The sequence below is a fragment of the Brevundimonas vesicularis genome, assembly GCF_900445985.1.
Taxonomy (GTDB): domain Bacteria; phylum Pseudomonadota; class Alphaproteobacteria; order Caulobacterales; family Caulobacteraceae; genus Brevundimonas; species Brevundimonas vesicularis_D.
The window spans coordinates 792,631-813,879 of sequence record NZ_UAQP01000014.1 but is presented as its reverse complement, the minus strand read 5'-3'; the positions used below and the strand labels follow the sequence as shown (position 1 = coordinate 813,879).

The window sequence follows — 21,249 nt, the reverse complement described above, 5'->3', positions numbered from 1 at the left end:
GGATAATCAGGCGGCGGCGACGTCCAAGGCCGCCTTGCCCGCCGGAGTGACGACGAAGGCGCCGGCCCCTTCGTCGTCCTCATCGACGCCATCGCCGGCGGCTTGGTCCTCGATGTCCGGGGCATCCTGATCGGCGTCGATCGGGGCGGCCCATGACAGGGCGGCCGGAGCCCAGGTCCGTTGCGCGGCCTGTTCGGCCACCCAGTCGACCAACTCGGTCTTGCGGAGCGTCTTCGCCCGCTCGTCCTCGGCGCCCATGGTGTCGAGCATGCAGGTCAGCAGGCCCTTGGAGTGGGGCTGCAGGAAGGGGGCGTCGGGCGTCCAGTGGAGAGTGATGTCCGCTTGGCAGAGAGCGGCCAGCTCCGCCGCCTCGGCCCGGGCGCTGCGGCGGATGGAGAAGGTCTTCTCCTCCCGGACGTCGAGGCTGATGGCGGTCAACTCCGCCAGCAATCCCATCTTCTCGCCGTGGGCAAGGCCGTGGACCCAGGCGATGACGGTCTCGCCGGACGCTTCCCAGGCCGTGCGACGATCCTCGAGCCGTCGACGAACGTCACCATCCAGAGCCTCGATGACCCGGCTGTTCGCGGGATTGAACCCGCTGGCGGTGATGGCCAAGGCCGAGTCCGACCGCGCGACGTGCGCGCGTCGAACGAGGACGGTGAACAGCCGCGCGATCAAGGCTGTAAGCGCCGCCCCGGGATCGTCGGCCAGCGCGCGGATCAGACCCCGCGTCGCCACATCGGTCCGCACGGCGTGAAGGGCATGGTTGACGCCTTCTGTCTCCGGCTCCGGAGCCTCGACTTCCGGCGGAACATAGGCCGGTGGCGCCGCGGTCCGACGCGCGGCCTCCGGCGCGGCGTCCTGATCCTCTTCGTCGATCTCGGGTTCCTCCGGCGTGTAGCAGCGGACTTCGACGCCTGCCTCCGCGGCCGGCCACAGGACCATCGTGGTCACGACCCGGCCCCCGCATCCAGTCTGGTCTGATGCAATCTTGGCGTGGATCATGTCGACGATCGCCAGATCAGCCACGTCGGGGTGCTCGACGTCTGCCAGGGCGATGCGGGCCTTCTCGGTCCGGTCGTTGAACACCTCCCTCTGCGCCCGGTAGCGCGCCATCTCTTCGGCGGGGAGTGAACCGCCATACACATAGCCGAGCGCCTCCAGATCGTCGGGAAGCTCTGGCTCCGGGCCGGCGGTCACGTGAACCGAGATCCCTTCGGCCTCGAACACGGCCGCGATCCCACGTGCGCGACGGGTCCAGACCTCGGTCAGGATGTCGGGGTCGAGCAGGACCGGCGGCAGTTCACCGAACAGATCGCTCTCCGTCCGCCCCCCGGCGTCAGCATAGGCCTGAGGATCGACCAGGGCGCAGCGGCGATCGCGCGTGGTGACCCGGCTGTCGTCGAGCCGCTCCTTCACCCGCCATTCCTGGAAGCCCTGGCCGTCCAGCGTCATCTGGGCGATGTCTTTCTGCTCCTGAAGGTCCGGCAGGCGCGCCAGCAGCCGGGTCTGGCGAAGCGTGATCCGGCCCGCTTTCAGCGCCACCAGAGCGGCCGGCGCGACCCCGGACAAGGCGGCCAGCCGTTTGATCTCGATCTCGTCATAACCGAGCGCCCGCGCCATGGCGGTGATCGTCAGTTTCGACTTCAGCATCCGGCCAATGGCGGCGATGACATCGGCCACATGGACCGGCACGGCGGTGTTGGTCAAAAGCACCGCCGCCGCCTGGCGCGCCGGATCGGTCTCGACATAGGTCCGGACAGGATAGTCCTCGTCGATGTCGCCGGCCTCCAGCAGGCTCGCCAGCGCCAGACGACGACGACGACCGTCTAGGGCCATGAACGGCTGCTCCTTTTTGCCGCGACCGGGCCTGACGGTCACGGGCTGCAACTGACCGGCCGCCTTCAGGGTGGCGGCCAGGGTCGGAATATCGTCGTCGGGCGGTTCGCCATAGCGCAGGTTCTCTCGCGCGATGCCGAGATCCCCGAGGCGGACGATGCGTTCCACGGGCGTGAAGATGACGGCCGGGGTTGGGGTTTCAGGAACAGAGGTTGTTGAGGTGATGACGGGAACGAGGTCGGTCATGAGGTCTCTCCTGCCGGGCGACGGGGGCCATCCCCGTCACTCCGGCGCCCCTCAGAGCCCTCGCTCCCCCTTTGCGACGCCGCCGCGACCGCGACCTCGTTCCAGTCGCCGAACGGCGGCTCGGGCCATGACACCTCAACCTTGAGACCGTCATTCACCAGGCGGCGGCGGAGCCGGGCAGCCGCCGCCTCACCGGCCTCGCCACGGTCAGCGGCGATCAGGACCCGGCGCACCCAGGCGGGCGGGCTCCAGGCGACGAGGTTATTGGCGGCCATAAGAGCCCAGCCGGGAAGACCGAAGCGGTCGATGGCCGACAGGGTCGTGACCACCCCTTCGCCCACCAACATCTCTTCGGCCGCAGGCGAGAGGCGAACGGCCGCGCCGGGCGGGACCTGACCCACAGTCTTTCGGGCCAGGCGCAGACCGCCGGCGGGCAGACCATTGGTCTCGAGATAGGTCAGCTCGACCGCCGTCAGACGATCCTCGGCGTCGCTGACCCGGGCGATCAGAGCGGGACGCACGCGCCTACCACTCTGATAGACCGACAGTGGCGCGGAGGGGTGCAGGCGAAGATTGTAAGCGGCGGCTCCGGTCATGACTGCGCGCCGTCGCAGATAGAGACTGGCCGGACCGTGGGGCGGTCGCTCCGTCGTCGCGGTCCACAGACGCGATGCGGTCTCGACGCGAAGGCGCCGGTCCGGTCTCGGCGATGAGGACCGTCCGCGCCCGCCGCCGGTGAGCCGACCGGCGTCATCGATAAAGCCGCGAAGGCGAAGATCATCCCGTGCGGTGCGCCAATCGGCGCCGCCGAATCCGTGGATGATGACCCGATCATCGGCCAGCATCAACGAAACCGAACGGTCCGCCGTGCTGTGGCCGGGTGCGGGGATGCTGGCGCGCGAACCTCCGGCATAGAGGTCGCCGCCCAGGGCGGCGACAATCGCGTGAAGGGTCATGGCCGCCTCAGATCAGGCCGAGCTGTTTGAAGCTCGCCGTACCCTGACGGCCGATGACGAGATGGTCGTGCACTTGCAGGCCGAAAACGCCGGCGGCGTCCACGATCCTGCGGGTCATCTCGATATCGGCCCGTGACGGGGCCGGGTCGCCGGACGGATGATTGTGGACAAGGATGAGCGCCGAAGCCGAGAGTTCCAGCGCCCGCCGGACGACTTCACGGGGGTAGACCGGGGCGTGATCGACCGTGCCTTCGGCCCGGAATTCGTCCCGAAGCAGGATGTTCTTCTTGTCGAGATACAGGGCGCGGAACTGCTCTCTCGGTTCGTGGGCCAGGGCCGAGCGAACATAGGCGACCAGGGCGGACCATGATGACAGGACGGGGCGGCGGCAGGCCTCCGATCGGGCCAACCTGATACTCAGCCGGCGCAACATCTTGAGATCCGTGATCGTGGTCGCGTCGAGCGTGGCGGCCCGCGCCAGCTCGTGCGGATCCGCCGCGACGACGGCGGCGACCGTGCCGAACACCGCCAGCAAGGTCGCTGCAGCCTGCGCGATGTCACGCTCCGGCATGGTGCGTGTCATCAGCAGGGAAAGAAGGGTGGCGTCGTCCATCTCCTGCTCAAGGCCCGGCGACGCCGCGAACAGGTCTCCCGAACGCAGGCCGGAAGGCCTGAATGTTGATGAGGACAAGGGTCGCATCGCGGGGCTCCAGGGGCTGCTGGCCCCGGATCGGGGCGACCACCCCCCGCCCTTCCTTTTTCTCCAATGCCCGTTGGCTAAGAGGGGCGATGGCTTCAGGCTGCGCCCATGAAATGGCTCCTGATCCTCACTGGTCTTCTCCTCGCTCCCGCCGTCGCCCACGCGGATCCGTGCGAGGGCCGTTTGCCTGACCGCGCGGGCGCGTCCTTCTCCGGTCTGGTGCGCTACATCGGTGACGGTGACAGCCTGTGTGCGGGCCCCAACAGTGACCCCTCGACCTGGATTGAGGTCCGGCTGTCGGATTTTAACGCCCCCGAGCTCCACAGTCCGACCGGACGCGCTGACCGGGACCGATTGTCGGGCTTGGTTCGCGGACGTGTCCTGACGTGCGTGGCGGTTCGCGGTCGTAACGGTCGCGTCATCGTCTATGATCGGGTGATTGCCTCATGCCGCCTTAATGGTCGAAGGGTCGGCGACCTGCTGCGTGCCGCCGGTGGACGCGAAGGGGGAGATTAGGACGCGAGCCTGCTGGACCCCGCAAGCCCTGCCGAAATCCAACTTGGAGTGGCAGTCCCCTCGTCCATCCGCGCGCATGTCGGACCCCTTGGCCACTTCCCTTCCGAGTTCCCTGCGAGCCATCAGCTAGGAGGAAGTCGTCGGCTCGCGGGGGCCCAAGGTCATAGGCGGATCGCTGCGGCAAGTATGTGGATGCGAGGCGCCCTACGAGCGTCCCGTCAGGCGACGTCGCAAGTCGCGTTCGATGGTTTTCCTCTGATGCGGAGTGAGTTTGCGCCACCCCGCGACTTCCAACCGCGTGCGTCCACAGCCTGCGCAAAAACCGGAGCGGGCGTCGAAAGTGCAGACATCGATACAGGGTGTCTTGGCCATCCCACCTGTCTACCGGGCCAGGGAGACGACGGCCTGCCAGGTCAAGACCAGGCCGACGACAGCGATCAGAACCCCTGAAAAATAGGGCGCCTTTCGTGCAAAAGCCGCGAAACCTCCCGACCAGCGCTTCTCCGCATGCCGCATCCCGATCGCCGCTGCGACACCGACGGTGACCATGGTCGCCGCCAATCCGATCGAAAAGCACAGGACGAGGGTCGCACCCAAGGCCACCTGCTTCAGCTGCAGGCAGAGCAGCAGGACGGTGATCGAGGCCGGGCACGGGATCAGGCCGCCTGTCAGGCCGAAGAGCATGATCTGCCAAGTGGTCACCTTGCGGTTGGCGAACCGCTTCTTGATGTCGTTGGCGTGGGCGCGTTCGTGGGCGTCCTGATAGCCGGGGTCCGAGACATCAAGCCCGCCGTGGTCATGAGCGTGTTCGTGATCGTGTTCGGCGAACTCGACATCGAACTCGTGGGTGTGATTGCCGTGGCCCAGGACCAGCCTTGCGGTGAACGCATGGGGTTCAGGAATGACGTCTGCCGATTCGAGATAACCGTCGCGTGTCTCGAAGTGGAATGTCTGGACGGAGCCGTCCGCCCGGGTGGTTGCGACGATGACGTCGTCGGCCCTCGGAACCGGCCCTTTCTCCGGAGCGAACCGGAACCGTGGGGGCACGCCGTCCTCGAAGATACTCAGGCTGACGACGCCATGGCCGGTGTCGATCCAGCGCGTCTCGTCGTGGTCATGGTCGTGGTCACGATAATGCTCGTTGTGGACGGCGTTCTGCTCGCGCCATGTGGCGAAGAGCATCCATGCGGCGACACCGAGGATGATCACGGCCGAGGCCAGCTGGAACCAGCCCTCCGAGGCTTCGATGTCGAAAAACTGGCCGAAGTAGAGCCCGGTCAGGGCGATGGCCCAGACGATGGCCGTATGGGACAGCGTCGCCGACAAACCCAGCAGGATCGCCTGCCAGACCGTACCGCGCACCGCGACGATGAAGGCCGCCATCATCGTCTTGGAGTGGCCGGGCTCCAGCCCGTGCAAGGCTCCCAGCAGCAGGGCGGAAGGAATGAACAGCCAGGCATGGGCCGAGCCCTGCGCGAGCAGGTCTGCAAACGGGGTCATCGGCGTCTCACAGGTATTTGGTGATGTCTTTGAACTCGGCCATGGCCCGACGGGCCTCGGCCGGGTCGCCCTCGGCCGCATGGGCGAGGCAATGGTCGATGTGATCGTGGATCAGGGTCTTCTTGGCCGCCGCCACGGCCTTCTCGATCGCATGAAGCTGCTGGGCGAGATCCAGACACGTTCGCCCACCCTCGATCATGGCGATGGTCTTGCGCAGATGACCCTCGGCGCGCTTCAGCCGATTGATGATCTCGGGGTGGGATTCGTGGACGACGTGAGCCATGAGGCTATGCTATCCCCCTGGAGGGGATAAGACCAGCCTCTCTTGGTTACCCGCCGCAGGACGACGTTCGATGTTTTCACCGCTTCGCCATGCCGGTTACCGGCATCTGTTCATCGCCCAGGTCGCGGCCCTGCTCGGCACGGGCATGGCGACGGTGGCGCTGGGTCTGCTGGCGCATGATCTGGCCGGGGCCAATGCCGGCGAAGTCTTGGGGATGGCCCTGGCCATCAAGATGATCGCCTATATCGGCGTCGCGCCCTTCGCGAGCGCCCTGGCGGCCAGGCTTCCCCGCAAGGCCCTGCTGGTCTCGCTGGATGTCGTCCGGGCCTGTGTCGCCGGCGCCTTGCCGTTCGTTGGCGAGGCCTGGGAGGTCTATGCCCTGATGACGGTGCTGTACGTCGCCTCGGCGGCCTTCACCCCGGCGTTCCAGGCGATGATCCCCGACCTGCTGCCTGACGAGGCGGAATACACCAAGGCCCTGTCGCTCTCGCGCCTCGCGGCCGATCTCGAGAGCGTGGCCAGTCCCGTGCTGGCGGCCGTGCTCCTCGCCTTCATGAGCTACAACAATCTGTTCGCCGGGACGTCCCTCGGCTTCGTTATCTCGGCCCTTTTCGTCGTCACGGCTGCACTGCCGGTACTGACGCAGACGGCTCAGAAACCCTTCATCCAGCGGCTCACGGGCGGGGTTCGCCTGTTCGCTTTGACGCCACGTCTGCGCGGTCTGATCGCCATCAGCATCGCCGAGGCCGCCGGCGGGGCCATGGTGTTCGTCAACACGGTCGTCCTGGTGCAGTCCCGCTTCGCCATGTCCGGCCAAGCCGCCGCCTGGGCGCTAGCGGCTTTCGGGGCGGGGTCGATGGCGGCGGCGATCGCCCTGCCTCGCCTGCTGGACCGGGTCGCAGACCGGACCGCCATGTTGTGGGGCGCCGCGATCATGACCCTGGTGCTGCTTGGAGGATCGGTGCTGGCGACCACCTATGTCGCCCTGCTCATCCTCTGGGCCGTCATGGGCGTCGGCTATTCGTTGACCCTCACACCGGCGGGTCGCGCCTTGCGTCGGTCTTCCAACGCACAGGATCGTCCGGCCCTGTTCGCGGCGCAGTTCGCCCTGTCCCACGCCGCCTGGCTGATCGCCTATCCGGTCGCCGGTCTGGTCAGCGCGGCTGCGGACCCCAGCGCGGCCTTTCTGGTGCTGGCCGCCCTGTGCGCGTTCGGAACGGTCCTAGGATTTGTAGTCTGGCCTGCGAACGACCCGACGGACCTGCCGCATCGGCATGACGCACCGGCCGAAGACGATCCGCATCTGGACGGTCAATCCGGAGAGGCGTTGCACAGCCATCCCTTCGTCATCGACGAGCGCCACCCGCGATGGCCGACGACGAAGGAGTGAGCCCAAGGCGGGAGACATCCGACCGTAAGCCTCAGTCGACGAAATCGACGCTCTCGTAGTCGCCCGAGGTTTGAAGCGTGATGGTGACACGCTCGCCGCTGCGGTTACGCCAGAACCAGCCGTGATGACCCGCGAAAGCGGCCGTTAGCACCCCCGTCTCGCGGGCGGAGGTTCCCTTGCTATAGCCGTGATAGGTGATCCCTTGGCCGTCACCATGGGTGTCATAGTTCACCGCCGGGCCACTGGTGGACCAGGTGAAGTTCGCCTTCGCGCCGTCCCCCATGGCCATTTTGATCTCGGCCCCCTCGTCAGGCTCAAGGGTCAGGGACGTGCGATGGCTGCGACCCGCCGATGCGCCATTGGTTGTCGTAGCTGCGGCTGCCGTCTGGGTCGTGACCGCTGGCGGGACGGCTTCGGTCTTGGCAGACCTGGCCGGCTCCTGAGTTGCGGTGTCTGGTGAGCCCACTGGTGCGGCTGCCGGCAAGGCAGGCGCGGTCCTCGTGGATGTAATGACCGCCGCCGTTGAGGCCGCTTCAGCCGCAGCTTCAACGGCGAGTTGGCGCTTGATCCGGCCCATCTCGGTCAGCCCGAAGACCGAGCCGATGCGGGTAGGATCGACGCCGTACTCGGCTGGAAGGACCACGGTGACCAGCAGGGCCGAGGCGATGACGACGGCGACGCCGGTAGACTTGAGCAGCTTGGCCGTCGACGGCAGTTCGGCGGGATCGGGTTGATTGAGATTTTGCATGGAAGGTCTCCCGTCAGGCGACGAAGAAGCCGACGAGCTGATAGCCCGTCAGGATGAAACCGAGGATCATGAGGATGACGTTGGCCAGATAGGCGTGGCGCCCGAAGCTGGCGGTCCGGCGCCAGAATCCCATGGCGATCAGGATGGCTCCGAGCGCCAGAAGCTGGCCGATCTCCACGCCGATGTTGAAGGCGATCAGGTTGACCAAGAGGCCGTCTGAAGACAGCTGGAAGTCCTGCAGTTTGGTCGCCAGACCCAGGCCGTGGAACAGACCGAACGCCAGGGTCGCGGCCCTGGCGTCCGGCTGGACACCGAACCAGCGTCGGTAGGCCCCCATGTTGTCGAGCGCCTTGTAGACGACGGACAGGCCGATGATGGCGTCGATCAGATAACTGGAGACGTTGACGTTCAGCATCACGCCCAGCAGCAGGGTCGTCGAATGCCCGACGGCGAACATGGTGACGTAGAGGCTGATATCCTTGAGGCGGTAGAGGTAGAAGATCACCCCGAACAGGAACAGCAGATGGTCGTAACCGGTGACCATGTGCTTGGCCCCCAGATAGACGAAGGGCCAGAAGACGATGCCGGACGTCTCCTGGATGTAGCCCTTGTCCCCTGCCGCCACCCCGTGCGCCAGGGTGGCGGTGAACAGGCCGTTGAGGAAGAGCACCAACAGGCCTGCGCTCAGCAGGCCGATGGGCGTTCGCAACCAGGCGGTCGCGCGCTGGAGACGCGGGTTCATGAAGTCCTCCGGGAGTATGCGAAGGGAAGCCGCTCACGCCACGACCGTCTGACGCCGTTCGGCGAAGACGGGCGGCCGTGGACGAGGCTGTAGAGGGCGGGGAGCACGAGCAGGGTCAGCAGGGTCGAGGAGATGATCCCGCCGATGACGACCGTGGCCAGCGGGCGCTGGACCTCGGCGCCGGCTCCGACGTTCAAGGCCATGGGCACGAAGCCGAGGCTGGCGACGAGCGCCGTCATCAGCACCGGGCGAAGACGGGTCAGCGCCCCCTCCCGGATTGCCTCGCCAAGAGGCTTCCCTTCGGCGATCAAGCTGCGGATGAAGGTGACCATGACGACACCGTTGAGCACGGCGACCCCGGACAGGGCGATGAATCCGACCCCCGCCGAGATCGACAGAGGCAGCCCACGCAGCATCAGGGCGGCCACCCCTCCGGTCAGGGCCAGAGGCACGCCGGAGAAAACGATGGCCGAGTCCTTGACCGAGCGGAACAAGGCGAACAGCAGGCCGAAGATCAGCAGCAACACCGCGGGAACCACGAGTTGCAATCGTTTGGCGGCCGAGATCAACTGCTCGAACGTTCCGCCATAGGTGACCCAATAGCCGGCCGGTATGGCGACCTCAGCATCGACCCGGTCCTGAACCTCGCGGATGAACGAACCCAGGTCGCGGTCGCGGACATTGGCCGTGGTCACGATGCGGCGTTTGCCGTTCTCTCGGCTGATCTGGTTCGGACCCTTTGTGAGTTCGATCGTGGCGACCTCATTCAGGGGCACGAACTGACGCGGCTGTCCTTCGCCCGCCGGGAGCGGGACCTGGAGACGACCGATGGCGTTGGTGTCGGCGCGCAGACGCTCGGGCAGGCGGACAACGACGTCGAAACGACGGTCACCCTCGAAGATTTGCCCGGCGGTCGTGCCGCCCATCGAGGTGGAGATAACCGACTGGACGTCTTCGATGCTCAGGCCAAGGCGCGCCATGGCGGGTCGGTTGGGTGTGATCTGGAGCACCGGCAGGCCGGTGATCTGTTCGGTCTGGGGATCGGCGGCCCCGTCCACCGAGGCCACGATGGCTTCGATCTCGGCGCCGAGGCGCAGCAGTTCGTCGAGATCGTCGCCATAGACCTTGATGGCGACGTCGGCCCGCACCCCGCTCAGCAGTTCGTTGAACCGCATCTGGATCGGCTGGGTGAACTCGTATTTGCTGCCGGGAATCTCATTCACGGCCTCTTCCATCTCGGCGACGAGGTCGCCGCGAGACTTGCGAGGGTTCGGCCAATCCTTCCTGTCCTTCAGCATGATGAAGGTGTCGGCGACCGAGGGCGGCACCGGATCGGTGGCGACCTCGGCGGTGCCGATCTTGGCCACGACCCGCTCCACCTCGGGGAAGCGGGCGATGCGGGCTTCCAACGCAGTCTGCATCTGCACGGCCTGGGTCAGGCTGGTGCCCGGGATGCGCAGGGCGTGCATGGCGATGTCGCCTTCGTCGAGATTGGGCACGAACTCCGAGCCCATCCGCGACGCCCCGAACCCGGCGAGCAGCACCAGCACGACCGCAATGCCGATCATCAGGCTGCGGGTCCTGAGCGCGAAGTCGAGCGCCGGCTGATAACCCACCCGGGCCCAGCGCATCAGGAAGCTGTCCTTCTCCTCGACCTTGCCGGTGACGAACATGGCGACGGCGGCGGGTACGAAGGTCAGGGACAGCAGGAGCGCTGCCGTCAGGGCGATGACGACGGTGATCGCCATCGGGTGGAAGGTCTTCCCCTCCACCCCGGTCAGGGCGAAGATGGGGACATAGACCAGGGTGATGATCATGACCCCGAATAGCGAGGGCCGGATTACCTCGCTGGAGGCGGTCGCCGCCAGATCGAACCGTTCCTCGCGGGTCAGGATACGACCCAGGCGATGCTGGGCCTCGCCGTAGCGCCTGAGGCAGTTCTCGACGATGATGACGGCGCCGTCCACGATCAGGCCGAAGTCGAGCGCGCCGAGGCTCATCAGATTGCCGGAGGTTCCGGTCCGCACCATGCCGGTGATGGTCATCAGCATGGTGACGGGAATGACCGCCGCCGTGATCAGGGCCGCGCGGATGTTGCCGAGCAGCAGGAACAGCACGACGATGACCAGCAGGGCGCCCTCGACGAGGTTCTTTTCGACGGTGTGGATGGCGCGTTCCACCAGTTCGGTGCGGTCGTAGACCGGCGTGGCGACGACACCGGGCGGCAGGGCCTTGGCGGCTTCCTGCAGGCTGGCGGCGGCGGCCTGGGCGACGATACGGCTGTTCTCGCCAGCCAGCATGAGAACCGTCGCAAGGACCGTCTCCTTGCCGTTCTCGGTCGCGGCGCCGGTGCGAAGTTCCTGGCCCATTCCGATGTCGGCGACGTCCAGGATGCGGATCGGAACGCCCCCACGCGTGGCGATCACGATGTTGCCCAGGTCTTCACTCGTCGAAGCCTGCCCCGGCACCCGGATCAGATACTGTTCGCCGAAGCGCTCGACATAGCCCGCGCCGACGTTGGCGTTGTTGTTGTCCAGCGCTTCGACCACCTCGGCCATGGTCACCCCGTAGGCCGCCAGCCGCTGCGGATCGGGTGTGACGTGATACTGACGCTCGTAGCCGCCGACGGTGTTGACCTCGGTGACACCGCGCGTGTTGCGAAGCTGGGGCCGGATGACCCAGTCCTGAAGCGTGCGCAGGTCTTCGGTCGTATAGGGCTGGCCGTCGGGACGTCGTGCACCCGGCTCGGCCTCGACCGTATACATGAAGATCTCCCCGAGGCCGGTGGCGATAGGGCCAAGTTCAGGGGTGACGCCGGGGGGAAGCTGACCGAGGGCGCTTTGGAGGCGCTCATTCACCAGTTGGCGTGCGAAATAGATGTCGGTGCCGTCGTCGAAGATGACGGTCACCTGGCTCAACCCGTATCGCGAAACCGAGCGGGTGTATTGAAGGCCCGGAACGCCTGCGACGGCGGTCTCGACGGGGAAGGTGATGCGCTGTTCGGCCTCCAGCGGCGAATAGCCGGGGGCTTCGGTGTTGATCTGAATCTGGACGTTGGTGATGTCCGGAGTGGCGTCGATCGGCAGGCGCTGGAAGCTCCAGACGCCGATGGCGCAGGCCAGGAGGACGAGCCCCATGACCGCCCATCGGAAGCGGATCGACAGGGCGATGATGCGTGCAAGCATGGTTCTCGCGCCCCCTAGTGATCATGGCTCGCGCCGGACTTTTCGATGTCCGCGCGAATGAGGAAGGCGCCGTCCACGACGTATTCGGTTCGGGGTTCGAGCCCGCCAAGCACCTCGGTCCACTCGTCGGTCCTTCGGCCCAGTTCGAGCATCCGCACCTCATAGGTGTTGCCGACCTTGGCGTAGACGACCTGGAAATCGCGGAACGGCTGGATGGCCTTGGTCTGGACGGCGAGAGGCACTGCACCCTCACCGACCTGAACGGTGCCCTGTACTCCCAGGCCCGGCCGCCAGACGCCGCCCTGATAGGCCAGTTCGACATGGGCGATCAGGGTCTGGCTCATCGGATCAGAGCCGGGCAGGATGGTTTCGATGACGCCATTGAAACGGTGGTCACCTGCCAGACTGGTGACCTCGACCCGCTGGCCCCGGCGGACACGTTCTGCATCGCGCGGATAGAGGGCGAACTCGGCATGGAGGCGGGTTGGGTCGCCGATCACCAGCATCGGCTCGCCGCCCGCGCCGGTGATGGCCCCGGCGTTGACGTTCTTGGCCATGATGACGCCGGAGATCGGCGCGGTGACGGAATAGGTCTGGAGGCTCTCGCTGGACTCGACCCGCGCCACAACCTGGCCTCGCGATACGCGCTGGCCCAGTTCGACGTTCAACGCCATCACCCGACCCGGATAGCGGGCGAAGACATCGCTCTGGCCCTCAGGCGTGATCTCGACCCGACCGCTCAACGGCAGAGACTCGCCCAGGACTGCGGAACCGGCGCGCTGCGTGGTGACGCCACCGGCGCGGGCGGCGTCGGCTGAGATGACGGTGCGACCCTCATAGGACTGGTAGGCCCAGGTCGATCGCTTGCCGTTCTGGGTCGCCGCGACCGCCACGTCGAAGGAGTGCGGCTCGGAGACGACACCGGGGCTGGCGAGATAGTCCTCGGTCGGGATGAAGGTGAACCGATCGACCTTCGGCCCGAGACGGGTCAGGGCCATGGTCGCCTGGACCTGACGTGGATCGAGCGGCTTGTCCTTCAGATAGGGATAGAGCCGGAACAGGGGCTCTGGTCCTTCCTCGAAGATGGTGATCTCAAGGGCGAAGTCTCCGTCGCGGAGCATCCGGCCTCGGTGAGGGCCACGCTCATAGTCGGCGGCGGCAGCCTCGCCGTTTTCGCCTGCCTTTTCGGCGGGCTTGTCTCCGCAAGCGGCGGCGGCGAAGGCGAGGACGATCGCGGACGCAACGAGCCAGCGCCGCGAAGGTGTCAGGCGGATCATGGTTGAGTCTCCAGGGCGAGGATCAGGGCGCCGTGCGCGCCGGTCAGTCTGTCGAGGCGGGCGCGATCGATATGGAATTGCTTGAGCACCGCGACGCGGCGGGCGCGGGTCTGCAGCAGGGCGGTCTGGGCGGAGATGACGTCGTTGTAGGTGAAGCCGCCCCTGTTGAAGCCGTCGCGCACCAGAACGACGGCGCGCTCGGCCTGGGGAAGGGTTTCCTGCCCGATCCTGCGAGCTTCGCTGGCTCGGGCCATGACCTGAACCTGCAGGCGCGCGATCTCACGTTCACGGTCGATGCGGGCGGCGGCGAGATCACCCTCGGCGGCCAGCCCCTCCGCTCGGGCGCGGTCGATGGCCCCGAGGTTCTGGTCGTAGCGACCAAGGGGAATCGACGCGCCGACGACAAAGCCGAGGTCGTTGCCGTCCCCGAAGTGACGGACGCCGGCGCTGACCGTGGCGTCCGACCGGGCGCGGGCCGTCTCCACCGCCACCCGGGCGACGGCGATGTCGCGCTGTGCGACGAAGATGTCCAGGTCCGCCTGGGCGACCCCATCCGTGACGTCGAGCGCCGACCGGGTGTCGGCGAAGGTCTCGGCGCCAAGGGTGAAGTCCGATGACCCATCCCAGAACCGGGCCAGCGAAATGTTGGCGACCCGGACGGTAATCCCGGCCTGATCGAAGTCGATCTGGGCCTGAGCCAGTTCGGCCTCGGCGCGCGCCCCGGCGAACAGAGGATCGCGCGCCATGTCCACGCGGCGACCGACCTCGGTCTGGAACCGTTCGGCGAGGTCAAGGCGCTCGCGGGCGATCTCCAACTCGGCCTGAGCCGCCAGAGCTTCCGCCCAGGCGCGCTGCACCTGTTCGAGCCGGTCCAACTGGCGAATGCGCGCGGTGGCGTCGACCAGCAGCCCTTCGGCTTCGGCGAGAGAGACACGGGCGGACCTGTCACCGCCCCGCTCGAACCGTTGCTCGACTGTGAGCGTGGTCTCGGTCCGACGGAACAGGTCGCCTCCGCCGATGGTCGGAAAGTTCTCGACCATCACCCCAAGCGTGGGGTTGGGACGAACGTCCGCCTGACGCACGGCTGCCCGCGACGCCTGTCGCCGGGCCTGGGTCGGTGCCAGTGAGGGATCGACCAGGGCGGCTCGACGCAGCGCCTCGTCCAGCGACAGTACAGGCGCGGTGGACGTGGCCGCCGCATCCTGTGCGACAGCAAGGGTCGGCGGCAGCGAGGCCGCCAGAATGAGCGCGAGGGCCGACACGGCCGTCTGTCGCGCCCACGGCCCGGCAATGCCGGACGATGGGGTCTTCAAGGGATTCTCTCCGGGAAACGGGGGTGCACGCGCGACCGATTGGCCGCGTCGGATCAGATGATCGTGCGCGTCCGTCTGGGAGGGTATTCAGGCCCGTCGCCGTCGTGGGCCGGACGTGCGCCATCGCCCGCCGGCTGGATCAGCACGGCGTTCATGGCGACGAGGGGGCTCAGATCGCGGTTGAGGATCGGGATGGCGGTGTGGCTGTCGCCGCTCGTATGGTGGTGATGGCTTGCTGGACGCCCGGCCTCGCCCTCGTCTTCGCCGTCTTCGGCTTGATCCAGTGGATCCTCGGCCGGCGCGTCGGGGGCGATATGGACGTGCAGCGAGCCATGATCGACGTCCGCGATCTCTGCGTGATCACCGTGGCCGATCGCGACTGCCGGCCAATCCGACGCATGGGCAATCTGGTGCCGCCCTTCCTGAACCCCATGCAGGCTCAACGTCGCCACGAGGGCGGCGCACAGGCTGACGCAAATGGTGCGAAACAGGCGAGACAAGATTGAACGGCTCCTTCATCCGCCATAGTGCGACCCGATCCCAATGGCAACGGTCGAGGTTGCCGCATCACGATATGGCTAGGATTCGTCCTTCAGGTGGATACGTGATGGCGGAGGTCGGGAGCTCCGTTGACGGCTGCGACGATGCGAACATTGATCGATCCGCCAGTCGTGGTAAGGGGCGGCATGGGAGTGACTCACTATCATTCTCAAAATGTTTTCTTGGTGGGCTGCGGGTCGCTGCGGCGCCAGTGCGGCGCCGACCGGTCGGGATTGACCGACGCCGAGGCAGTACCCACGTCTCGTGGCCCGGGGTCAGGCCGGCGCTGCGGGCCGGGCTCGCCGGCTTTCGAACCGGCGTCGGATCCAGGTTCGCCCAGGTTTCTCAACGAGCAGATGCAGGGCCGCCGCGATCAGCGCCGTGACGACGAACAACCCTGCCAGTTCGACTGGCGTGATGCGGAAGGCGCTGTCGATGCCGCGCAGTTCGGCGACCACGCCCTTGAAGGCGACGAGGACGGGCATGTGCACGAGATAGAGGGCGAAGGAGGCTTCACCGGCGAAAACCAGCGCAGGGGCGGCGAGAGGCCCCTCGCAGTCCGCGCGTGCGAGCAGGGACCAGGTCAGGATAACGGGGGCTGAGAGGGCGACGATGATCCGGTCGTCCAACGACAGCTGCATAGCGCCGAGCAACACGAGGGTAGCAGCCAGGGCGGCGGCGATGGCGACGGGCCGGCTCCAGCGCCAGCGATGGCCCAAGCCGTAGAGCGCCATGCCGATCAGAAAGGCCGGCGCTATGCGCAAGATGCCCATGTCGTCCTCGGCCCGAGGCAGAACCTTGCCGAAGGTTGAGACGTAGGCCGCGTCGATGACAACATAGCTGACGATGCCCAAGCCGAGCAGGAACCAAGGACGATGTCTCATCCGGATCGAGAGAAGGGCGTAGGCCGGGAACAGCAGATAGGCGAACCATTCCGCCGAGAGCGACCAGGACGGGCCGCTCCAATTGTATCCGATTTCGCTTGGAAACCACGCCTGCACCAGGAACAGGGTCTTGAAGAAGCCCTCTGTCGTATAGGTCGAGAGATCGAACGGAACGCCAGAGATTGAAGCTCCGAGCACCATGATCAGAACACCGCCCAAAATCGCCAGATGGAGGGGATAGAGCCGAGCCAAGCGGGCCACGAGGAAGCGCTTGTAGCTGAATGTTCCTGCGGCGAAAGCGGGGCCGTAGACGTGGGCCAGAATGAAGCCCGACAGCATGAAGAAGGCGTCGACCGCCAGCCGGCTTCGCTCGATGATCGGGCTGTAGCCGAGGGCCGGATCCCACTGAAGCTGGTAGTGGAACAGCACCACGCCCATGGCCAGGAAGGCCCGCAGGCTGGTCAGGGCCATCAGATCAGCCGGGTAGCCTTCGTGAGTCGGAGAAACGGACGTCATGAACGATGGCCCCCCAAAGGCAGGCGGCACAGGACGGACCGCTTAATTGGTCTACGCATCGGTCGCCTCCATCCCTCATTCTGTCGCATCTGGGGATCAGGCCTGCCGCGCTGGAGAAAAGGCCATGATCTGATCCTGCGCCGCTCGCGGGCTCATGGCGATCGGCTTGCAGGTTTTCATCGGAAGGCGCGATGACGCGCGCCACCGGCTCAGCCCACAGACCGGCGCGGCCATGGTGAACGATGGCCTGGATCTCATCGAGCGCGGTTTTCTCCATGGGCGATGGATCGGCCGCCCATGCGGGCCCGCACGAAGACCACGTCGCCCACGCCCATGTCGCAATCCAGCTGACCGTGGCTCGCGCGGGCTCGGCCCGCGTGGTTCTGGACGACCGTCGCGCCCCGAGCCGTCAGGCGATCGTCATCGGGCTTTCTGGCGCTGATCGGGCCGGCCCTCGCCTCGTCATTCCGCCCTCCCTGACGGCCCTGTCGAGCCCTGAGGCCCAGCCGGACCGCATCGTGGCGGGCTTCAGAGAACGGCTCGGCGTCAAGGCGTATAAGCTGGATCCACGCCTTGAAGGGGTGCTTCTCAAGCCGTCTGAGGACCCGGCGCCCGGAGCCGTCGCCCGTGGGGCCTGGTCGGTCGGCGCCTCAAGGTCCTGGCCTAGGCGCAGATGCAGGCTCCACGTCTTCGCTATGCGCCCGTGATTCTCCGTGGGTTTTTCGGCCTGTTCATCAGCCTGTGGGATCATCTCTTGGGCAAGTTCCGGTCCGGGGCCCACACGCCCCCGGACAGGCCAGATCGGCGTGTCCGATCGGCCCTACTACCCGAGAGGATATTTTAGGACGCTCGCCGAACCAATCCGACAGGCCGTCTAGGGAAATATCCTGCGCTAGCGCGATGCGCGTCCGAGAAGGTTGATCAGTTCTGTGGCCTTGGCCTTGCGATCGGAGAGATCGTCGCCGGTCATCGCCCCCATGACGCAATGGTCGAGGTGGTCTTTCAGCACCTCCCTCTCGACGCGCAGCAGGGCGGCCCGCACGGCCTGGAGCTGGGTGAGGACCTCCACGCAGTAGCGGTCCTCCTCGACCATCCGGGCGATGCCGCGAACCTGGCCCTCGATCCGGTTCAGGCGGTTCAACACCTTGGGTTTGGTTTCCGTCTGCATCCAATTCCTCGTTCTGACCGTTCGACCCTACCCCAGGACAGCGCCTTGCGCGATACCCCCATAGGGTATATCTGGCGTCCAGCTGTTTCAAGGAGCCCGCCATGTCCATGCCCTCCCATTCGCATCCGGCCGGTCACAGCTGCTGTTCGGCCAAATCGGCCGACGGCGGCGCGAAGGCGGTCGATCCGGTCTGCGGCATGACCGTCGATCCCGCGACCGCGGCGCATCGGGCCGTCCACGACGGCCAGCACTATTTCTTCTGTTCGGCGGGCTGCCGGACCAAATTCATCGCCGATCCGGACCGCTATCTCGGCGAGGCCCGGCAACCGGCGCCTGTCATCCCGGGCGCCATCTACACCTGCCCGATGCATCCGGAGGTGCGCCAGGAGGGCCCGGGCTCCTGCCCGATCTGCGGCATGGCGCTGGAGCCGGAGACCGTCACCGCCGAGGCGCCGGTCAATCACGAACTGATCGACTTCACCCGCCGCCTCTGGGTTGCCGCGGTCCTGACCCTGCCCGTCTTCGCGCTCGAGATGGGCGGCCATCTGACCGGACTGGCGATGCGGATTTCGGGCCAAACCTCCAACTGGATCCAGTTCGCGCTGGCGACGCCCGTGGTGCTGTGGGCCGGCTGGCCGTTCTTCCAGCGGGGCTGGGCTTCCCTCCGCAACCGCAGCCTCAACATGTTCACCCTGATCGCCATCGGCGTCGGCGCGGCCTGGATCTACAGCGTGGTCGCGGTGCTGGCGCCGGCTCTGTTCCCGGCGGCGGTCCGCCGGATGGACGGCAGCGCGCCGGTCTATTTCGAGGCAGCGGCCATCATCACCGTCCTGGTTCTGGTGGGCCAGATTCTTGAGCTGCGCGCCCGCGAACAGACGTCCGGCGCCATCCGGGCGCTGCTTGATTTGGCGCCCAAGACCGCGCGGCGGCTCCGTGACGACGGCGGCGACGAGGACGTCACGCTCGACATGGTCGCCGTCGGAGACCGGCTGCGCGTCCGCCCCGGCGAGAAGGTGGCGGTCGATGGCGAGATTCTGGACGGTCGGGTGACCATCGACGAGTCCCTCGTCACGGGTGAATCCATGCCGGTGACCAAGGACGTCGGCGACAAGGTCGTCGCCGGATCGCTCAACAAGACCGGCTCGTTCGTGATGCGGGCCGACAAGGTGGGCGCCGACACCCTTCTGGCGCAGATCGTCCAGATGGTGGCCCAGGCCCAGCGCAGCCGCGCGCCGATCCAGCGGCTGGCCGACAAGGTGTCCGGCTGGTTCGTGCCGGCCGTGATCGCCATCGCGGTTCTCGCCGCCGTCGTCTGGGGCCTGATCGGTCCGGAGCCGCGCCTGTCCTACGCCCTCGTCGCCGCGGTGTCGGTGCTGATCATCGCCTGTCCCTGCGCCCTGGGCCTGGCCACGCCGATCTCGATCATGGTCGGGGTGGGGCGCGGCGCCCACGCCGGGGTGCTGATCAAGAACGCCGAGGCGCTGGAGCGTTTCGAAAAGGTCGACACCTTGGTGCTCGACAAGACCGGTACCCTGACGGAGGGGCGACCGTCGGTGACGGCCATCCGGCCCGCCGCCGGGTTCGACGAGACCGAGCTTCTGAGACTCTCCGCCAGTCTGGAGCGGGCCAGCGAACATCCGCTGGCCGACGCCGTCGTCCGCGCCGCGACGGATCGCAAGCTCGCGCTGTCGGAGGCCTCGGAGTTCGACAGCCCGGTCGGGCGTGGCGTCACCGGGGTGGTCAACGGCCGCCGCGTGGCGCTCGGCAACGGCCGCTACCTCGGCGAGATCGGCGTCGATGTCGCCGCCCTCGAGGCCGAGGCCGAGGCGCTACGCCAGGACGGCGCCACCGCGATCTTCGTGGCCGTGGACGGGGCCGCGGCCGGCGTCCTCGGCATCGCCGACCCGGTCAAGGCGACGACCGCCGGGGCCATTCGCGATCTGAAGGCCGCGGGCCTGCGCCTGGTGATGATGACCGGGGATAACCGGACCACGGCCGAGGCGGTGGCGCGCCGGCTCGGCATAGACGACGTCCAGGCCGAGGTCCTGCCGCAGGACAAGGCGGCGGTCGTCGAGCGGCTGCGCGCCGAGGGCCGGATCGTCGCCATGGCTGGCGACGGGGTCAACGATGCCCCGGCCCTGGCCGCCGCCGATGTTGGTGTGGCCATGGGCGCAGGTTCCGACGTGGCGATCGAGAGCGCCGGCGTCACCCTGCTGGGGGGCGACCTCCAGGGCATCGTCCGGGCCCGCAAGCTGTCGAAGGCGGTGATGAGCAACATTCGCCAGAATCTCGTCTTCGCCTTCGGGTACAACGCCCTGGGCATCCCGGTCGCGGCGGGGCTGCTGTACCCGGTCTTCGGCCTCCTGCTGTCGCCGGCTCTGGCGGCGTTGGCGATGGCCCTGTCCTCCGTGAGCGTCATCGGCAATGCGCTGCGGCTTCGTGCGGTCAGACTTTAACGGGGGCGGCATGGGGGACCGGGGCCAGGAGAAGGCGACGACCGGCGTTTGCGCCATTACGCACTCCGGCAGCCGATCCCTCGCCTGATCCAACAGCGTTCGGGTATATTTGATCAAGGCGGAACCGTGTCGGAGGACCCGGATTTAACTGGCGTTCATGTCCGGTTGCGCAACGGCGCCGAGATCCCGGTTCAAGTCCGCGTCCCGCCGCCGCCCCGCGGCGCTTTCGTCAACTAGCCGCCGGCCGATTCGCCGGCGCCGCCCCACGCCGGAGACACCCGATGTTCAACCTGACCTTCACACGCTCGTCCGTTCTGCTCGCCGGCTGTTCCGCTCTCCTCGTGGCGGCGTGCAGCCCGGCCGCCGAGCCGCCGGCGGCCTCCAAGGCCGACGAGTCGGCGCAGACTCCGGAGCCCATGGCGATGGCGCAGACGCCCTTCTCCGCCGCCGAGGCGAGGATGCACGAGGCCATGAGGTCGGCGACGGGAGCCAGCGCCGGAGAGGCATGGGCCCGCAAGATGATCCCCCATCACCAAGGCGCCCTCGATATGTCCCAGATCGTGCTGCGCGACACGCGGGATGCCGACATTCGCCGGATGGCGCAGAAGACCGTCGAGATGCAGACCGGGGACATCGCCGAGCTCCAGCGTTGGCTCGAAACAAACGTGGGGGCCGCAGCCGGTGCGGCAGCGCCGGGCGGAGGCGGTGAGCCGCCGTTCGCGCCGGCCGAAGCGAAAATGATGGAGGCCATGATGGCCGCGACCGGGGTCGACACGGACCAGACCTGGGCTCGCAAGATGATCGCGCATCACCAGGGCGCCCTCGACATGGCCCAGGTGGTGCTGCGCGAAAGCCAGGACGCCGACATCCGGCGCATGGCGCAGAAGACGATCGAGATGCAGACCGCGGACATCGCGGAGCTGCGCGCCTGGCTGGAGGCTCATCCCGCCAGCGCAGGATGATCCGGCGTCGGCGAGAAGTCCCGTTGCA

18 protein-coding genes are annotated in these 21,249 nt (G+C 67.1%); 4 read left to right on the top strand and 14 right to left on the bottom strand.

Translation table 11 applies throughout. The features are described from left to right. Nucleotides 1-6: 6 nt before the first annotated feature. The 6 genes from DT343_RS13030 to DT343_RS13000 all read right to left on the bottom strand — a co-directional run bounded on the left by DT343_RS13030 (nucleotide 7) and on the right by DT343_RS13000 (nucleotide 6,040). Nucleotides 7-2,085, bottom strand: a complete 2,079-nt coding sequence (locus DT343_RS13030; RefSeq protein ID WP_112863196.1) for a ParB/RepB/Spo0J family partition protein — start codon at nucleotides 2,083-2,085, stop codon at nucleotides 7-9. Beyond that, nucleotides 2,082-3,041: a toprim domain-containing protein gene (locus tag DT343_RS13025; protein ID WP_081836174.1), complete on the bottom strand. Its 960-nt coding sequence runs from the start codon at nucleotides 3,039-3,041 to the stop codon at nucleotides 2,082-2,084. Before DT343_RS13025 ends, DT343_RS13030 begins: the two co-directional genes overlap by 4 nt. A 7-nt stretch (nucleotides 3,042-3,048) precedes the next feature. After that, nucleotides 3,049-3,654 (bottom strand): RadC family protein, encoded by a 606-nt coding sequence (gene radC / locus DT343_RS13020; protein WP_052004993.1) that lies wholly within the window; start codon nucleotides 3,652-3,654, stop codon nucleotides 3,049-3,051. 807 nt (nucleotides 3,655-4,461) lie between these two features. After that, nucleotides 4,462-4,629, bottom strand: coding sequence for a DUF1289 domain-containing protein (locus DT343_RS18185; protein ID WP_081836171.1), 168 nt, complete (start codon nucleotides 4,627-4,629; stop codon nucleotides 4,462-4,464). 9 nt (nucleotides 4,630-4,638) lie between these two features. After that, the gene (locus tag DT343_RS13005) at nucleotides 4,639-5,757 is read right to left on the bottom strand and encodes a nickel/cobalt efflux transporter (RefSeq protein WP_112863195.1); all 1,119 of its coding nucleotides are present in this window, start codon (nucleotides 5,755-5,757) and stop codon (nucleotides 4,639-4,641) included. A 7-nt stretch (nucleotides 5,758-5,764) separates the two neighbouring features. Further along, nucleotides 5,765-6,040, bottom strand: a complete 276-nt coding sequence (locus DT343_RS13000; RefSeq protein ID WP_035308120.1) for a metal-sensing transcriptional repressor — start codon at nucleotides 6,038-6,040, stop codon at nucleotides 5,765-5,767. A gap of 70 nt (nucleotides 6,041-6,110) precedes the next feature. Here DT343_RS13000 and DT343_RS12995 point away from each other — a divergent pair, with 70 nt between their 5' ends. Next, nucleotides 6,111-7,430 (top strand): MFS transporter, encoded by a 1,320-nt coding sequence (locus DT343_RS12995; RefSeq protein ID WP_035308117.1) that lies wholly within the window; start codon nucleotides 6,111-6,113, stop codon nucleotides 7,428-7,430. Between the two features lie 31 nt (nucleotides 7,431-7,461). Here DT343_RS12995 and DT343_RS12990 read toward each other — a convergent pair whose 3' ends face one another. The 7 genes from DT343_RS12990 to DT343_RS12960 form a co-directional block, all read right to left on the bottom strand. Further along, nucleotides 7,462-8,178, bottom strand: a complete 717-nt coding sequence (locus DT343_RS12990; RefSeq protein ID WP_035308115.1) for a hypothetical protein — start codon at nucleotides 8,176-8,178, stop codon at nucleotides 7,462-7,464. A 13-nt stretch (nucleotides 8,179-8,191) separates the two neighbouring features. Further along, nucleotides 8,192-8,920 (bottom strand): HupE/UreJ family protein, encoded by a 729-nt coding sequence (locus tag DT343_RS12985; RefSeq protein WP_035308114.1) that lies wholly within the window; start codon nucleotides 8,918-8,920, stop codon nucleotides 8,192-8,194. Beyond that, nucleotides 8,917-12,105 carry an efflux RND transporter permease subunit gene (locus DT343_RS12980; protein ID WP_035308111.1) on the bottom strand — a complete coding sequence of 1,063 codons (3,189 nt, stop codon included), beginning with the start codon at nucleotides 12,103-12,105 and terminating at the stop codon, nucleotides 8,917-8,919. The genes DT343_RS12985 and DT343_RS12980 overlap by 4 nt, the downstream gene beginning before the upstream one ends. Before the next feature lie 14 nt (nucleotides 12,106-12,119). Then, the gene (locus tag DT343_RS12975; protein ID WP_035308110.1) at nucleotides 12,120-13,382 is read right to left on the bottom strand and encodes an efflux RND transporter periplasmic adaptor subunit; all 1,263 of its coding nucleotides are present in this window, start codon (nucleotides 13,380-13,382) and stop codon (nucleotides 12,120-12,122) included. Further along, nucleotides 13,379-14,695, bottom strand: coding sequence for a TolC family protein (locus tag DT343_RS12970; RefSeq protein ID WP_112863194.1), 1,317 nt, complete (start codon nucleotides 14,693-14,695; stop codon nucleotides 13,379-13,381). Before DT343_RS12970 ends, DT343_RS12975 begins: the two co-directional genes overlap by 4 nt. 53 nt (nucleotides 14,696-14,748) lie before the next feature. Continuing rightward, nucleotides 14,749-15,195 carry a hypothetical protein gene (locus DT343_RS12965; RefSeq protein ID WP_088582500.1) on the bottom strand — a complete coding sequence of 149 codons (447 nt, stop codon included), beginning with the start codon at nucleotides 15,193-15,195 and terminating at the stop codon, nucleotides 14,749-14,751. A gap of 315 nt (nucleotides 15,196-15,510) precedes the next feature. Further along, nucleotides 15,511-16,635, bottom strand: a complete 1,125-nt coding sequence (locus DT343_RS12960; RefSeq protein WP_112863193.1) for an acyltransferase family protein — start codon at nucleotides 16,633-16,635, stop codon at nucleotides 15,511-15,513. A 275-nt stretch (nucleotides 16,636-16,910) separates the two neighbouring features. Between DT343_RS12960 and DT343_RS12955 the strand changes: the two genes are divergently transcribed. Continuing rightward, the gene (locus DT343_RS12955) at nucleotides 16,911-17,342 is read left to right on the top strand and encodes a hypothetical protein (RefSeq protein ID WP_146756751.1); all 432 of its coding nucleotides are present in this window, start codon (nucleotides 16,911-16,913) and stop codon (nucleotides 17,340-17,342) included. 185 nt (nucleotides 17,343-17,527) lie between these two features. Here the strand turns inward: DT343_RS12955 and DT343_RS12950 are convergent, their stop codons facing one another. After that, entirely contained in the window at nucleotides 17,528-17,803 is a 276-nt protein-coding gene (locus DT343_RS12950; RefSeq protein ID WP_035308104.1) for a metal-sensitive transcriptional regulator, read from the bottom strand. Nucleotides 17,804-17,904: 101 nt separating this feature from the next. Between DT343_RS12950 and DT343_RS12945 the strand changes: the two genes are divergently transcribed. Together DT343_RS12945 and DT343_RS12940 are read left to right on the top strand one after the other, a co-directional pair. After that, nucleotides 17,905-20,259, top strand: a complete 2,355-nt coding sequence (locus DT343_RS12945; RefSeq protein ID WP_112863191.1) for a heavy metal translocating P-type ATPase — start codon at nucleotides 17,905-17,907, stop codon at nucleotides 20,257-20,259. Nucleotides 20,260-20,540: 281 nt separating this feature from the next. Then, on the top strand, nucleotides 20,541-21,221 hold the full coding sequence (locus DT343_RS12940) for a DUF305 domain-containing protein (protein ID WP_052004990.1): 681 nt from the start codon (nucleotides 20,541-20,543) through the stop codon (nucleotides 21,219-21,221). Nucleotides 21,222-21,249 lie beyond the last annotated feature (28 nt).

What these genes read in the sequence shown, in the direction of transcription:
- DT343_RS12945 (WP_112863191.1), top strand. Translation starts at nt 17,905, where the DNA reads ATGTCCATGCCCTCCCATTCGCATCCGGCCGGTCACAGCTGCTGTTCG.
- DT343_RS12960 (WP_112863193.1), bottom strand. Translation starts at nt 16,635, where the DNA reads ATGACGTCCGTTTCTCCGACTCACGAAGGCTACCCGGCTGATCTGATG.
- DT343_RS12985 (WP_035308114.1), bottom strand. Translation starts at nt 8,920, where the DNA reads ATGAACCCGCGTCTCCAGCGCGCGACCGCCTGGTTGCGAACGCCCATC.
- DT343_RS12955 (WP_146756751.1), top strand. Translation starts at nt 16,911, where the DNA reads ATGGGCGATGGATCGGCCGCCCATGCGGGCCCGCACGAAGACCACGTC.
- DT343_RS13025 (WP_081836174.1), bottom strand. Translation starts at nt 3,041, where the DNA reads ATGACCCTTCACGCGATTGTCGCCGCCCTGGGCGGCGACCTCTATGCC.
- DT343_RS13005 (WP_112863195.1), bottom strand. Translation starts at nt 5,757, where the DNA reads ATGACCCCGTTTGCAGACCTGCTCGCGCAGGGCTCGGCCCATGCCTGG.
- DT343_RS12980 (WP_035308111.1), bottom strand. Translation starts at nt 12,105, where the DNA reads ATGCTTGCACGCATCATCGCCCTGTCGATCCGCTTCCGATGGGCGGTC.
- DT343_RS12995 (WP_035308117.1), top strand. Translation starts at nt 6,111, where the DNA reads ATGTTTTCACCGCTTCGCCATGCCGGTTACCGGCATCTGTTCATCGCC.
- radC (WP_052004993.1), bottom strand. Translation starts at nt 3,654, where the DNA reads ATGGACGACGCCACCCTTCTTTCCCTGCTGATGACACGCACCATGCCG.
- DT343_RS18185 (WP_081836171.1), bottom strand. Translation starts at nt 4,629, where the DNA reads ATGGCCAAGACACCCTGTATCGATGTCTGCACTTTCGACGCCCGCTCC.
- DT343_RS13000 (WP_035308120.1), bottom strand. Translation starts at nt 6,040, where the DNA reads ATGGCTCACGTCGTCCACGAATCCCACCCCGAGATCATCAATCGGCTG.
- DT343_RS12950 (WP_035308104.1), bottom strand. Translation starts at nt 17,803, where the DNA reads ATGCAGACGGAAACCAAACCCAAGGTGTTGAACCGCCTGAACCGGATC.
- DT343_RS12990 (WP_035308115.1), bottom strand. Translation starts at nt 8,178, where the DNA reads ATGCAAAATCTCAATCAACCCGATCCCGCCGAACTGCCGTCGACGGCC.
- DT343_RS12975 (WP_035308110.1), bottom strand. Translation starts at nt 13,382, where the DNA reads ATGATCCGCCTGACACCTTCGCGGCGCTGGCTCGTTGCGTCCGCGATC.
- DT343_RS12940 (WP_052004990.1), top strand. Translation starts at nt 20,541, where the DNA reads ATGTTCAACCTGACCTTCACACGCTCGTCCGTTCTGCTCGCCGGCTGT.
- DT343_RS13030 (WP_112863196.1), bottom strand. Translation starts at nt 2,085, where the DNA reads ATGACCGACCTCGTTCCCGTCATCACCTCAACAACCTCTGTTCCTGAA.